This window comes from Pseudomonas guariconensis, assembly GCF_900102675.1.
GTDB lineage: Bacteria > Pseudomonadota > Gammaproteobacteria > Pseudomonadales > Pseudomonadaceae > Aquipseudomonas > Aquipseudomonas guariconensis.
In genome coordinates, this window is sequence record NZ_FMYX01000011.1 from 129,348 (window position 1) to 142,810 (window position 13,463).

Consider the following 13,463-nt stretch of genomic DNA (forward strand, 5'->3'; position numbering starts at 1 on the left):
GGAGGGGCCGCTAGGCAGCCCCGGCGGGTTTACTGTATTCCAGGGTCGGCAACCAGTCGCCCGGTGTCCTTAGTCAGTGCTTGCAGGAAGTCCCGTTGCAGCTCCGGATCATTGCGGGTCAACTCGATCAGGCTTTGCTCCAGCTCGCTGGCTTCTTCTTCCAAGCCCAGCTCCGACAGGCGCTTGACCCGATGCACCCATTGGCCGACATCGTCGCCCTCGAGGTCATCGAAGATCAGCTCGTGGGCTTCGAGCAGCTTGCCACGCAAATTGCTGCTGACCAGCAGGCTGGCATCGCCGCGCACACCATTGTCCTCGTCGGCTACATGCAGGTGCAGGGTGCCGATGTGATTGAGGTTCTGCTCGGAGAACGGGCTGTCGAGCAGGTTCAGGCGAAGTACGCCGTTATGGTCGGTGGTCAGCTCGTGGGTCAGTTTGCCAGCCTTGACTTCGACCAGGCGTTCGCTCCAAGGCAGGCTGGTGTACTCCTCGCGCTTGTCCTTCTGCACTTCGCTGATCCCAGCCAGGTTCTGCTGCGCGCGACCATTGGACGGCACGTTCATGAACGGGTTGAGCCCAGCCAGGCCGTAACTGAGCCAATCGTGAGTGATGCTTTCCGGTAGATTGCCCAGGGCGAACACGTTGACCACGTTGGCGCCGACACCGGCCACCACGGCAACCGCGCCCAGGGGGATCTCATAGATCTCTCGCCAGGGTTGGTAAGGCGTGTAGCGGTCGTAACGGCGAGTGACTTCGAACTCGGTAACTTCGAAGCGCTTCTGTTCATGAATACGTACGCGCCGCTGGGGAAGCTCCATCACCTTGGGCTCGCCCACGTCGATTTGCAGGGTATGTTCGAGCAGCTTGCGCTCGGCGCGCTCCTCATGCTCGCTGCGTTGGGACATCTGGTTGGCGCAGCCGCTGACGAGCAGGGCGCCGCACAGTGCGGCGCCCCCCAGGGTAAAGGTGCTTCTGGACATGATCACTCGTGCGGTGGGCTATCAGCGACGGATGCGGGCTTGCAGGAAGGTCAGCACTTCGTTGAGCGGCAGAGGCTGGGCTTCTTGCTCGGTACGGTGCTTGTACTCCAGGTTGCCCTCGGCCAGGCCGCGGTCGCTGACCACGATGCGGTGAGGGATGCCGATCAGTTCCATGTCAGCGAACTTGATGCCGGGGCTGGTCTTCTTGTCGCGATCGTCCAGCAGCACTTCGAAACCGGCGGCAGTCAGTTCAGCGTACAGCTTGTCGGTCGCTTCGCGAACGGCGTCGGTTTCATAACGCAGCGGTACCAGGGCGATCTGGAAGGGCGCGAGGGCATCGTTCCAGATGATGCCCTTGTCGTCATAGCTCTGCTCGATAGCGGCGGCGACCACGCGGGAGACGCCGATGCCGTAGCAGCCCATGGACAAGGTTACCGGTTTGCCGCTCTCGCCCAGTACCTGGCACTTGAGCGCCTCGCTGTACTTGGTGCCGAGCTGGAAGATGTGGCCGACTTCGATGCCGCGCTTGATGACCAGGGTGCCCTGGCCGTCCGGGCTTGGGTCGCCCTCGACCACGTTGCGCAGGTCGGCGACCTGAGGAACCGGCAAGTCACGTTCCCAGTTGACGCCGAAGTAATGTTTGTCGTCGATGTTGGCGCCGATGCCGAAGTCGCTCATCAGGGCGACCGAGCGGTCGATGATGCATTCGAGCGGCAGGTTCAGCGGGCCCAGGGAGCCTGCGCCAGCACCGATGGCGGCGCGCAGCTCGGCGTCGGTTGCCATGACCAGTGGGTCGGCGACCTGCTCGAGCTTGGCGGCCTTGATTTCGTTCAGCTCATGGTCGCCACGGACCACCAGGGCGATCAGCTTGCCTTCTTCGGCGCCGCGCACGATCAGGGTCTTGACGGTCTTTTCGATCGGCAGGCCGTAGTTCTCGACCAGTTGAGCGATGGTCTTGGCATTCGGGGTGTCGACCAGGCGCAGCTCCTCAGTGGGGGCTGGACGCACGGTTTCGCGTGGAATGGCCTCGGCCTTCTCGATGTTGGCGGCGTAGTCGGAGCTGTCGCTGAAAATCACGTCGTCTTCGCCGGATTCGGCCAAAACGTGGAATTCATGGGAGTAGCTACCACCGATGGAACCGGTGTCTGCCTGCACTGGACGGAAGTCCAGGCCCAGGCGGGTGAAGATGTTGGTGTACGCCTGGTGCATGCGGTCGTAGGTTTCCTGCAGGGAAGCCTGGTCGGCATGGAAGGAGTAGGCGTCCTTCATGATGAACTCGCGACCGCGCATCAAGCCGAAGCGCGGACGGATCTCGTCACGGAACTTGGTCTGGATCTGGTACATGTTCAGCGGTAGCTGTTTATAGCTGGACAGCTCGTTGCGTGCCAGGTCGGTGATGACTTCTTCGTGAGTCGGGCCAACGCAGAAGTCGCGGTCATGGCGGTCCTTCAGGCGCAGCAGCTCAGGGCCGTATTGCTCCCAGCGGCCGGATTCCTGCCACAGCTCCGCGGGCTGGATGCTTGGCATCAGCACTTCCAGGGCGCCAGCGGCGTTCATTTCCTCGCGGACCACGGCTTCGACCTTGCGCATCACCCGCAGGCCCATCGGCAGCCAGGTGTACAGGCCGGAGGCCAGCTTGCGGATCATGCCGGCGCGCAGCATGAGCTGGTGGCTGATGACCACTGCATCGGCAGGGGTTTCTTTCTGGGTGGCGAGCAAATATTGACTGGTACGCATGGTGGGCCGTGTCGATTGCCTAAGACGTTGAAATGACCCCGCATTGTACGGGGGCGGAGCGAAGGCGTACAGGATGCCCCAGGGCGGGGCGCTTGTCAGCCAAGAAAAAGCCCGGCGTGATCGCCGGGCTTTTTCGGTGCGGGGCAATTGCAAGCCAGGGGCTTACAGGATGCTCAGCGGGTACTCGACGATCAGGCGCAGTTCGTCGATCGACGGGGAACCGTAGTAGACACCGTCGGCGGAACGGTAGGTGGCCTGGCGTACGCGGAAGCTCAGGTCCTTGGCAGGGCCTTCTTGCAGCACGTACTTGATATCGATGTCGCGTTCCCATTCTTTGCCGTTGCTGGTGCCGGCGACGTTGGCGTCGGTGCCGCGCACGTAACGGGTCATGAAGGTCAGGCCTGGAATGCCGTACTCGGCGAAGTTCAGGTCGTAGCGAGCCTGCCAGGACTTCTCGTCTTCGGCGTTGAAGTCGGAGCGGGCTACGGAGTTAGCCAGGAAGATGGTGCCGCCACCGTCGACGCCGTAAGCGTAGTCGCCGTCACCGGTCACTTTCTGATAGGCCAGAGTGAAGGTGTGAGCGCCGATGTTGTAGGCGCCCGAAAGGCTGAATGCACGGTTGTCGAGCTTGTCGCCATCGAAGGCGCGGGCCAGGTGGCCTTCGCTCTTGGTGTCATAGATGTTGAAGTCGAACACCAGGCCTTGCTTGTCGGAGATCGGCAGCGCCCAGTTGACGTTGGCGTAGTACTTGCGCCAGTAGTCTTCGACCTTGGAGTAGTAGAGGCTGGTGCTCAGGTTTTCGGTGAACGCGTAGGTACCACCGACAACGTTAGCTTCCTTCAGGTGAAGGCTGTCGCGGTTGGTCTCTTCCTGAGCGGTCAGGCTGGTGAAGTGACCGGCGTGCAGGGTCAGGTCCTTGATCTCGTTGCTGGTGATCAAGGTGCCTTGGGCCATTTCTGGCAGCAGGCGGCTGTCATCGGTCGCGAAGACCGGCAGTGCGGTGAATTGGTCACCTACCTTCAGCACGGTGTCGGAAACGCGGAACTTAACTGCGGCGCCGCCTTTGGAGTAGTCGTCCTGCGAACGGCCATCCGAGTCGGTTGGGAAGAGGCCGGTGCCGGAGCGGCCTTTGCCGCTGTCCAATTTCAGGCCCAGCATGCCGATTGCGTCGACGCCCACACCGACGGTGCCTTGGGTGAAACCGGACTCGTAAGTGCCGAGGAAGCCCAGGCCGGTCTCTTCACGGCGGCTTTGGGTGCCGGCCGGGTTGTTGCGGAAGTCACGGCTGAAATACAGCATACGGGTCTTGACGTTCAGCTGGCTGTCTTCAATGAAACCCTTGGATTCGTCCTGCGAAGAGGCCACTGCCAACTGCGAGGTCCCTGCCGCAACGGCCAGGGCGATCATGCTCCACTTCATCACGCGCATCGTGATTTGCTCCTTTGGTTTTTAGGAAGTACCGCTTCACCCTGCTCTTTTAGTTATAGGGCGAGCTCTTTCTTGTTATGTCGGCGAAAATGTATATCACGCTGACTATTCTTGGCGACACTGAAAAAACAACCTTTAGGGAACTTTTTCAACATGTCGCGTTTGGCTATTTCCATGTCGCAAATTACGCCCAGTTTCGGGGCGTATAACGCCAGCGCTGTAACAATTCTGTAAACACACCTGGCTGGTGGAACAACCTGGGTATCCCTGCCGCTTTTTTTATTGTCTCGTGCACCGAGGTGCCTCGTGACTTGGTCGGATGGGGATGCAACAAGCGTGCTCAAAATCACGATTTGTTCATGAATTTTTCACAGTCCCTCTGGCAGGGATGGCAAAGGTCCATAAATACGGGGCGAAAAGCGTCTGATGGTGTGCCAAATCGCGGCCACGCTCGTGGGCGAAAAGCTACCTTAAAAGTCAACGTGTTACCGAAAACTGTTAATCCGCGCACAAAGCAGTGGGGTGTGTTGCGCTGTCGGCTCCTTTTTGGTGCGAAAAGTAGCGCAGTGTTACCGGGTTGTGCGTACAAGTGTGCTGCTCGCCGAAAAAGACAGCCCTTGCGGTGGCATTTCATGCTGGCGCTGTTGAAGCAAGGTATCCTTCGCTCATCTCGCCCGCGCTCTGGCCGGGCCGTTTCGTCTTGAGGAGATATTGCCGTGTTCGTTCTGGATTCGCGTTTGCAGCAGGATTCCCTGGTGTTGGGAGATTTTCCATTGAGTCGCTTGTTGCTGAGCAAGGATGCCAACTACCCCTGGTTTATCCTGGTGCCGCGGCGCGCCGATATCAGCGAACTGTTTCAGTTGAACGAAGCCGACCAGCAGCAGCTCTGGAAGGAAACCACTTACCTGGCCGAGACACTCAAGGACAGCTTCGCTGCCGACAAGCTCAACGTCGCGACTTTGGGCAATGTGGTGAGCCAACTGCACATGCACGTGATCGTGCGCCGACGCGACGACGCGGCCTGGCCCGCGCCAGTGTGGGGGCGGGTGCCTGCTACCGAGTACACCGCCGACCAGATCGACTCGATCCGTCAGCGTTTGCGGATGGTGTTGAACGATGACTTCCGGGAGGTTTAAGGCTATGTCGTTGGAATCCCGAGTCATCGAGCTGGAAAGCCGTCAGGCGTTTCAGGACGACACCATTCAGGCGCTGAATGATGTGCTGGTCGAGCAGGGGCGGGTGATCGAGCGCCTGCAGCTGCAGATGGCCGAATTGATCAAGCGTTACGAGGAAGTGGTGGGGCAGTACGGTGGCGAGGGGGAGCAGGCGCCGCCGCCTCATTATTAAGGAGGGTGACCCTGGCGCGGAGGGATCCGCTGCGCCAGGGTCTGTCGGTCAGCGGCGGGAAACCGCGACCACGTCTTCAGCCTGCAGACCTTTGTCGCGGTGCATCACCGAAAACTCAACGCGCTGGCCTTCGACCAGAACGCGGTGGCCCTCGCCACGGATCGCGCGGAAATGCACGAAAATGTCGTCGCCCGAATCGCGGGAGATAAAGCCGAAGCCCTTGGAGGTGTTGAACCACTTCACCGTGCCGGTATCACGTTTGCCCGCATCTTGTGAGGTGCCTTGGTTGGCGCGTGGCTTCTTGAAGCTGCGGGCGAAGCCTGTGCCAAGGTGCAAGGCTACGGCCAGGGTGGCGCAGAGCAGGGCTGGCAGGTCGCCCAGTTCCGGGCGTGCCAGCAGGGTGATGGTCTGCAGGATCACCGCCAGCACCAACAAGGCGCACGCCAGCGATTGCAGTTGCTGGCGGGCGCCTTTGTAGTAGAGCGGCAGTGCAGGTGCCAACAGCAGGTTGAGCAGGCCGAGCAATGCCAGGTAGACGGCTTCAGGTTGCTCCAGGAACGGGGTTGCATCGGTTTTCAGGCTGGGTATGAGCGACAGCAGCAAAGCTGCTACGCCCGTCACCAGATGGACGATCTTGAACATTTGAGTGGGCTCACATTGATAAGGCCGATCACAGGAAGAGCTGGACGTGCGGTGCGCAGATACAAGGCGCGATCACGCAACTGGCCAGCCTATGCCCCCGGCAATGACTGTCCGCACGGGTGGCACGGTGCCTATTTAACAGCAAAGGCAGGGGGTTCTCAAACCGTGGGGCGACGGTTTGTCCTGTGTCACGGGCAGGAGCGGGAGGGTCTGATACAGTTTGGGGTGCCCGCTTGATGACCAAGCCTTATGGAAAGGGGAGCTTCATGGCAATCGATATCGGTATCAATGAAGAAGATCGCAAGTCCATCGTCGATGGGCTTTCCCGCCTGTTGTCGGATACTTACGTGCTGTATCTGAAAACCCATAACTTTCACTGGAACGTCACCGGCCCTGCGTTCCGCACCCTGCACCTGATGTTCGAAGAGCAGTACAACGAGCTGGCCCTGGCGGTCGACTCGATCGCCGAGCGCATTCGGGCGTTGGGCTTCCCGGCGCCAGGTTCCTATGCCTTCTATGCGCGTCACTCGTCAATCAAGGAAGAAGAGGGCGTACCGCCTGCCGAAGAGATGATCCGCCAGCTCGTTCAGGGGCAGGAGGCGGTGGTGCGCACGGCGCGTAGCATCTTCCCGGTCGTCGACAAGGTCAGCGATGAGCCGACCGCCGACCTGCTGACCCAGCGCATGCAGATCCATGAAAAAACCGCCTGGATGCTGCGGGTATTGCTCGAGGAAAAGTGATCGTTCGTTTGTAGGCTCCATCGACCCGACCCCGTCCAGGGTCGGGTCTTTCGTTTCGCCCGGAAGGTTTTGCCACTGCTTTGGAGGCCCTGACAGCGCTTTATTGATCTGCCCGGTCGTGCATGGGCGCGAGGGGATTTTTCCAGACAATGGAGTGGTGTGGTGGAAGTGATGCAACAAGGCAGGCGAGGCGCTTGCCAGGGAAAATGGCCGGGCAAGCAGTGCATTGACCCTTTTCGGGCAGATTTCGACATGATGCAGGTTCGGCCGGTCTCCCGGTCGGTCCGGCTCAATGGCTTTGCCACCTGCCTGCGGCTTGAGGTGGTCTACTGGCGTATTCTCGAACGCATCGCCCAGGCCAACCAATGCACGGTAAGCGCCGTGCTGTCCTACGTGGATCGGGAGGTCCACTTGCGTCACGGTGGGGTTCGCAACTTCAGTGGGCTGATTCGGGTGATCTGCGTGGCCTGGCTGCTCGATCCGCCCTGAGTACGCTGATCGCCGGGCGGGCTGCGCAGCTCTCCTTAACCATATATAATCCCGCTTTTTACTGCCCCGGCAGCGTTGTGGTTGACGAGAGACACCCCCATGCCCCTTTATGACTATCAATGTGCGTCCTGCGATCACCGGATGGAGGTGTTGCAGAAGATCAGCGCCGCACCACTGACCGACTGCCCGGCGTGCCAGGCTCCAGCCCTAAAAAAGCTGCTGTCGGTACCCGGCTTCCGCCTGAGCGGCAACGGCTGGTACGAGACCGATTTCAAGACCGGGGCGAAGAAGAACCTGGCAGGCGGCGACAAGGCCGACTGAGTTGAATTGCAGTGACTGGGTCTTGCAGTATTAGCCCCTTGGGCGGCCAAGACCTCCACCGAATACACGAATCACGAGAAGCGAAACCACCATCATGATGCGCAGCCATTATTGCGGCCAACTGAACGAGAGCCTGGACGGCCAGGAAGTCACCCTTTGCGGCTGGGTCCATCGTCGCCGCGACCACGGCGGGGTGATCTTCCTCGATATCCGTGACCGCGAAGGCATGGCCCAGGTCGTCTTCGACCCGGATCGCGCCGAGACTTTCGCCGCTGCCGACCGCGTGCGCAGCGAGTATGTCGTACAGATCACCGGCAAGGTGCGTCTGCGCCCGGCTGGCGCGGTCAACCCGAACATGGCGTCCGGCGGTATCGAAGTGCTGGGCTATGAGCTCAAGGTGCTCAACGAGGCGGAAACCCCACCCTTCCCGCTGAACGAATATTCTGATGTAGGCGAGGAAACCCGCCTGCGCTACCGCTTCATCGACCTGCGTCGCCCGGAAATGGCCGACAAGCTGCGTCTGCGCTCGCGCATCACCAGCAGCATCCGTCGCTACCTGGACGAGAACGGTTTCCTCGACGTCGAGACGCCGATCCTGACCCGCGCCACACCGGAAGGCGCGCGCGACTACTTGGTCCCGAGCCGTACCCACGCTGGCAGCTTCTTCGCCCTGCCGCAGTCGCCGCAGCTGTTCAAGCAGTTGCTGATGGTCGCCGGCTTCGATCGCTACTACCAGATCGCCAAGTGCTTCCGTGACGAGGACCTGCGTGCCGACCGTCAGCCGGAATTCACCCAGATCGACATCGAGACCAGCTTCCTCGACGAAGCCGAGATCATGGGCCTGACCGAAGGCATGATCCGCAAGCTGTTCAAGGAAGTCCTGGATCTGGAGTTCGGCGAATTCCCGCACATGACCTACGAAGAGGCCATGCGTCGCTACGGTTCCGACAAGCCTGACCTGCGTATTCCGCTGGAACTGGTCGATGTTGCCGACCAGCTCAAGGACGTGGACTTCAAGGTCTTTGCAGGCCCGGCCAACGATCCGAAGTGCCGCGTCACCGCTCTGCGTCTGCCGGGCGGGGCCAGCATGCCGCGCAGCCGCATCGACGAATACACCAAGTTCGTCGGCATCTACGGCGCCAAGGGCCTGGCCTACATCAAGGTCAACGAGCGCGCCAAGGGCGTCGAGGGCCTGCAGTCGCCGATCGTCAAGAACATCCCAGAGGCCAACCTGAACGTGATCCTTGATCGCGTGGGCGCCGTCGACGGTGACATCGTGTTCTTCGGCGCCGACAAGGCCAAGATCGTCAGCGAAGCCTTGGGCGCGCTGCGTATCCGCCTGGGCCACGACTTCGAGCTGCTGACCTGCGAGTGGGCACCGATGTGGGTCGTCGACTTCCCGATGTTCGAAGAAAACGACGATGGTAGCTTCAGCGCGTTGCACCACCCGTTCACCGCGCCCAAGTGCTCGCCTGAAGAGCTCGAGGCCAACCCGGGCGCTGCGCTGTCGCGTGCTTATGACATGGTGCTCAACGGCACTGAGCTCGGTGGCGGCTCGATCCGTATCCACCGTAAGGAAATGCAACAGGCGGTCTTCCGTCTGCTGGGCATCGGTGCCGAAGAGCAGCAGGAGAAGTTCGGCTTCCTGCTCGACGCCCTGAAGTTCGGTGCGCCACCTCATGGTGGCCTGGCCTTCGGCCTGGACCGCCTGGTCATGCTGATGACCGGCGCCCAGTCGATCCGTGAAGTGATCGCGTTCCCGAAAACCCAGAGCGCCGCGTGCGTCATGACCCAGGCTCCAGGTCTGGTGGATGCCAAGGCCCTGCGCGAGCTGCACATCCGTCTGCGTGAGCAGACCAAGGTCGAGTAATCGACCCAGGGCGCTTCCCTGGCGGAAGCGCCCACGCGCTTTGGCGCAGTTTTCTCGCGTTCCGCCCTTCGGGGCGGAACCTGTTTCTGTTTCAAGGATTCGGAGTCGTTATGGCTGGTCATTCCAAGTGGGCAAACATCAAGCACCGCAAAGAGCGCCAGGATGCCAAGAGAGGCAAGATCTTCACCAAGTGGATCCGCGAACTGACTGTCGCTGCCAAGCAGGGTGGGCCTGACCCGGCTTCCAACCCGCGTTTGCGCCTGGCCCTGGACAAGGCCCTGGGTGCCAACATGAGCCGCGACATTATCGACCGCGCCGTGGCGCGTGGTGCGGGCACCAACGAAAGCGACAACGTCGAAGAGCTGAGCTACGAAGGCTACGGTCCTGGTGGCGTGGCGATCATGGTCGAGGCCATGACCGATAACCGCAACCGCACCGCAGCGGCTGTGCGTCATGCATTCACCAAGTGTGGCGGCAACCTCGGTACCGACGGCTCCGTCGCCTATCTGTTCGAGCGCAAGGGGCAGATCAGCTTTGCTCCGGGCCTGGACGAAGACACCCTCATGGAAGCCGCCATGGAAGCGGATGCCGACGATGTGGTCGCCAATGACGACGGCTCCTTCGATGTATTCACTTCGTTCAACAGCTTCTATGCCGTACGTAACGCCTTGGAAGAGGCCGGCTTCAAGGCCGCCGACGCCGAGATCGTGATGCAGCCGACCACCAGCGCCGAGCTGGATCAGGAGGGAGCGGAGAAAGTGCTCAAGCTGATCGACATGCTCGAAGATCTGGACGATGTGCAAAACGTCTACTCCAACGCCGAAATTTCCGACGAGATCATGGAGAAGCTCGGCTAAGGTGTTCGGGCGCCCCCTACCAGCTCTGTAAGCTTGTCAGCGCCTGTACGGGCTTTGTAGGTAAACCCGCTCTCACAGGCATGGCGCCGCAATCGAAACCGGTGCCATGTCTGTGGGGCGGGTTTGCCCGCGAAAGGGCCGATGCAGTTCGCAAACATGCCTCCTTTCAATGACAGGCCCTATGACTCTGATTCTTGGTATCGACCCCGGTTCGCGCATCACAGGTTTCGGTGTGGTGCGTCAGACGGCTCGCGGCTGCGAGTACGTGGCGTCTGGTTGTATTCGCACAGGCAGTGGCGAATTGCACGAGCGGCTGCAGGTCGTGTTCCGTGGGGTGAGTGAGATCATCCGCCAGCACGGGCCGGTGACCATGGGCATCGAGCGGGTATTCATGGCGCGCAACGCCGATTCGGCTCTCAAGCTGGGGCAGGCTCGGGGCGCGGCGATCGTCGCGGCCGCCGAGGCGGGTCTTGAGATTGCCGAATACAGTGCCAGCCAGGTCAAGCAGGCCGTGGCCGGCACCGGTGGCGCCAACAAGGAACAGGTGATGTTGATGGTCATGCACCTGTTGAAGTTGACGCAAAAGCCCCAGGTGGATGCCTCCGACGCCCTGGCCATCGCGCTGTGCCATGCTCACACTCGGTCCAGCCTCATCCCGCATGGATTGGCCACAGCCCGGCGACGCGGTGGACGCTTGCGTCTGTAGCCGCTTCATGCGCTGATACATATTTTGTGTGGGGGGAACAGTCTCCCACTGCATTTGCTGATAGGGTGGACCGGTTTCTGGCCGGCACCCGAAGGAAAGGATCGGAACGTGATTGGACGTTTGCGCGGCACTCTGGCGGAAAAACAGCCGCCGCACCTGATAGTCGATGTCAATGGCCTGGGCTATGAGCTGGAGGTGCCAATGACTACCTTGTACCGGTTGCCGAAAATCGGTGAGCCGGTCACGTTGCACACCCATCTGGTGGTGCGTGAGGATGCCCATCTGCTCTATGGCTTTGCCGAAAAGCGCGAGCGTGAACTGTTTCGCGAGCTCATCCGCCTCAATGGCGTTGGGCCGAAGCTCGCCCTGGCGCTGATGTCGGGCCTTGAAGTCGATGAGTTGGTGCGCTGTGTGCAGGCTCAGGACGCCTCGGCGCTGGTGCGTGTGCCCGGGGTGGGCAAGAAGACCGCCGAACGCCTGCTGGTGGAGCTCAAGGATCGCTTCAAAGCGTGGGAAACCTCTCCTGCAATGTTCACCCTTGTCTCTGATGGCCCAATGCCCGTCAGCACTGCCTCCAATGCGGAGGCCGATGCGGTCAGCGCCCTGATTTCCCTGGGCTACAAGCCCCAGGAAGCCAGCAAGGCAGTCGCGGCCATCGAGGGCAAGAGCGGTCTGAGCAGCGAGGAGCTGATTCGCCGTAGCCTTAAAGGAATGATCGCCAAGTGATCGAAACTGACCGACTGATCGCCGCCAATGGCCGCGATCGCGAAGAAATCCAGGATCGCGCTATCCGCCCTCTGAGCCTGGATGAGTACATCGGCCAGCCGGTGGTGCGCGAGCAGATGGCGTTGTTCATCCAGGCGGCGCGCGGTCGCAACGAATCCCTCGACCACACTTTGATTTTCGGCCCGCCGGGCCTGGGCAAGACCACCCTTGCCAACATCATCGCCCAGGAAATGGGCGTGTCGGTCAAGAGTACATCGGGGCCCATCCTCGAGCGTCCAGGTGACCTGGCCGCGATGTTGACCAACCTGGAGCCCCATGACGTGCTGTTCATCGACGAGATCCATCGGCTGTCGCCGGTCGTCGAGGAGGTGCTCTATCCAGCGATGGAGGACTTTCAGCTGGACATCATGATCGGCGAGGGCCCGGCGGCGCGTTCGATCAAGCTCGATCTGCCACCGTTCACTCTGGTCGGCGCTACAACCCGTGCTGGCATGCTGACCAACCCGCTGCGCGACCGCTTCGGCATCGTCCAGCGCCTTGAGTTCTACAGCAACAAGGATCTGGCGACCATCGTCAGCCGCTCGGCCAACATCCTCGGGTTGTCCATCGAGGACCAGGGGGCCTACGAGATCGCCCGTCGTGCCCGCGGCACGCCGCGTATCGCCAACCGCTTGCTGCGACGCGTGCGCGATTATGCCGAGGTTCGTGGCAAAGGACAGATCACCAAGGCCGTGGCGGACATGGCACTGAACCTGCTGGATGTCGACGAGCGTGGCTTCGACCATTCCGATCGCCGTTTGCTGTTGACCATGATCGAGAAGTTCGACGGTGGTCCAGTGGGGGTCGACAACCTGGCCGCTGCGATCAGCGAGGAGCGTCACACCATCGAGGACGTGCTCGAGCCGTACCTGATCCAGCAGGGTTACATCATGCGCACGCCGCGCGGGCGGGTGGTCACTCGGCATGCCTACTTGCATTTTGGCCTGAACATTCCAGGGCGCTTCGCCGAAGGCGGAGAGTTCTCCGATCCCGATGAATGACAGATCGAATCATGGTTTTCGTGGTCCTACCGCTGGCACGCGCTTGGCGCACTGGCAATAAGACATTATCCATGCAAAAACAGTTGCCGGGGCGGATTGGCAAGCTGAGGAGTAAGCACTAGAGTATGCGCGCGCAAAATGGCCTGGAACCGTTCGCTCACCGCTGTCGCGTCTATTACGAGGACACCGACGCCGGTGGCGTGGTGTATTACGTCAACTATTTGAAATTCATGGAGCGGGCGCGTACCGAGCGGCTGCGGCACCTGGGGTTTTCCCAGTCCGAGCTTGCCGGCCAGAACCTGTTGTTCGTAGTTCACTCCAGCGAAGCGCGTTACCACGCGCCGGCGCGGTTGGACGACGAATTGCGGGTGACCGCGCAAGTGCTTGAATTGAACCGCGCCAGCCTGCGCTTCGTGCAGCAGGTCTGGCGGGAAAAGGATGAAACACTGCTCTGCGAAGGGCAGTTCCTGGTGGCCGCCGTGCGCGCCGACACTTTCAAACCCCGGGCCATTCCCCCAGAACTGCGCGACGCCTTCCTGGCGGACGGCACGGGTACTCAATCGAATGCAGGAGAATAAGC

Annotated in this window: 15 protein-coding genes; 11 read left to right on the forward strand and 4 right to left on the reverse strand. The window is 61.0% G+C overall.

Features of this window, described 5'->3' with window-relative positions:
• Positions 1–29 precede the first annotated feature (29 nt).
• From BLS27_RS18235 to BLS27_RS18245, 3 genes are all read right to left on the reverse strand, one after another.
• A complete protein-coding gene (locus BLS27_RS18235) occupies positions 30–983 on the reverse strand; it encodes a hypothetical protein (RefSeq protein WP_090346163.1) in 954 nt (317 codons plus the stop codon).
• Between the two features lie 18 nt (positions 984–1,001).
• Positions 1,002–2,717 carry a proline--tRNA ligase gene (locus BLS27_RS18240; RefSeq protein ID WP_043209534.1) on the reverse strand — a complete coding sequence of 572 codons (1,716 nt, stop codon included), beginning with the start codon at positions 2,715–2,717 and terminating at the stop codon, positions 1,002–1,004.
• A gap of 162 nt (positions 2,718–2,879) precedes the next feature.
• The gene (locus BLS27_RS18245) at positions 2,880–4,145 is read right to left on the reverse strand and encodes an OprD family porin (protein ID WP_070572295.1); all 1,266 of its coding nucleotides are present in this window, start codon (positions 4,143–4,145) and stop codon (positions 2,880–2,882) included.
• Positions 4,146–4,861: 716 nt separating this feature from the next.
• On the opposite strand from BLS27_RS18245, the gene BLS27_RS18250 reads away from it, so the two are divergent.
• A complete protein-coding gene (locus BLS27_RS18250) occupies positions 4,862–5,281 on the forward strand; it encodes an HIT family protein (protein ID WP_043209529.1) in 420 nt (139 codons plus the stop codon).
• A 4-nt stretch (positions 5,282–5,285) separates the two neighbouring features.
• Positions 5,286–5,492 (forward strand): SlyX family protein, encoded by a 207-nt coding sequence (locus BLS27_RS18255; protein WP_043209527.1) that lies wholly within the window; start codon positions 5,286–5,288, stop codon positions 5,490–5,492.
• A gap of 48 nt (positions 5,493–5,540) precedes the next feature.
• Here BLS27_RS18255 and BLS27_RS24070 read toward each other — a convergent pair whose 3' ends face one another.
• Entirely contained in the window at positions 5,541–6,134 is a 594-nt protein-coding gene (locus BLS27_RS24070; RefSeq protein ID WP_043209525.1) for a cold-shock protein, read from the reverse strand.
• Between the two features lie 266 nt (positions 6,135–6,400).
• Between BLS27_RS24070 and BLS27_RS18265 the strand changes: the two genes are divergently transcribed.
• The 9 genes from BLS27_RS18265 to ybgC all read left to right on the forward strand — a co-directional run bounded on the left by BLS27_RS18265 (position 6,401) and on the right by ybgC (position 13,461).
• Positions 6,401–6,874 carry a Dps family protein gene (locus tag BLS27_RS18265; RefSeq protein ID WP_043209523.1) on the forward strand — a complete coding sequence of 158 codons (474 nt, stop codon included), beginning with the start codon at positions 6,401–6,403 and terminating at the stop codon, positions 6,872–6,874.
• A 171-nt stretch (positions 6,875–7,045) separates the two neighbouring features.
• Entirely contained in the window at positions 7,046–7,363 is a 318-nt protein-coding gene (locus BLS27_RS18270) for a ribbon-helix-helix domain-containing protein (protein ID WP_232111746.1), read from the forward strand.
• Between the two features lie 99 nt (positions 7,364–7,462).
• Entirely contained in the window at positions 7,463–7,684 is a 222-nt protein-coding gene (locus BLS27_RS18275) for an FmdB family zinc ribbon protein (protein ID WP_043209521.1), read from the forward strand.
• Between the two features lie 94 nt (positions 7,685–7,778).
• A complete protein-coding gene (gene aspS / locus BLS27_RS18280; RefSeq protein ID WP_043209519.1) occupies positions 7,779–9,554 on the forward strand; it encodes an aspartate--tRNA ligase in 1,776 nt (591 codons plus the stop codon).
• A 110-nt stretch (positions 9,555–9,664) separates the two neighbouring features.
• Complete coding sequence (locus tag BLS27_RS18285) at positions 9,665–10,411, forward strand: YebC/PmpR family DNA-binding transcriptional regulator (RefSeq protein WP_043209518.1); 747 nt, start codon at positions 9,665–9,667, stop codon at positions 10,409–10,411.
• A 181-nt stretch (positions 10,412–10,592) separates the two neighbouring features.
• Positions 10,593–11,117 (forward strand): crossover junction endodeoxyribonuclease RuvC, encoded by a 525-nt coding sequence (ruvC, locus tag BLS27_RS18290; protein ID WP_043209516.1) that lies wholly within the window; start codon positions 10,593–10,595, stop codon positions 11,115–11,117.
• Between the two features lie 108 nt (positions 11,118–11,225).
• A complete protein-coding gene (ruvA, locus tag BLS27_RS18295; RefSeq protein ID WP_043209514.1) occupies positions 11,226–11,843 on the forward strand; it encodes a Holliday junction branch migration protein RuvA in 618 nt (205 codons plus the stop codon).
• Positions 11,840–12,883, forward strand: a complete 1,044-nt coding sequence (gene ruvB, locus BLS27_RS18300; RefSeq protein WP_043209512.1) for a Holliday junction branch migration DNA helicase RuvB — start codon at positions 11,840–11,842, stop codon at positions 12,881–12,883. Before ruvA ends, ruvB begins: the two co-directional genes overlap by 4 nt.
• Before the next feature lie 125 nt (positions 12,884–13,008).
• Positions 13,009–13,461 carry a tol-pal system-associated acyl-CoA thioesterase gene (gene ybgC / locus BLS27_RS18305; protein WP_043209510.1) on the forward strand — a complete coding sequence of 151 codons (453 nt, stop codon included), beginning with the start codon at positions 13,009–13,011 and terminating at the stop codon, positions 13,459–13,461.
• Positions 13,462–13,463: the final 2 nt, after the last annotated feature.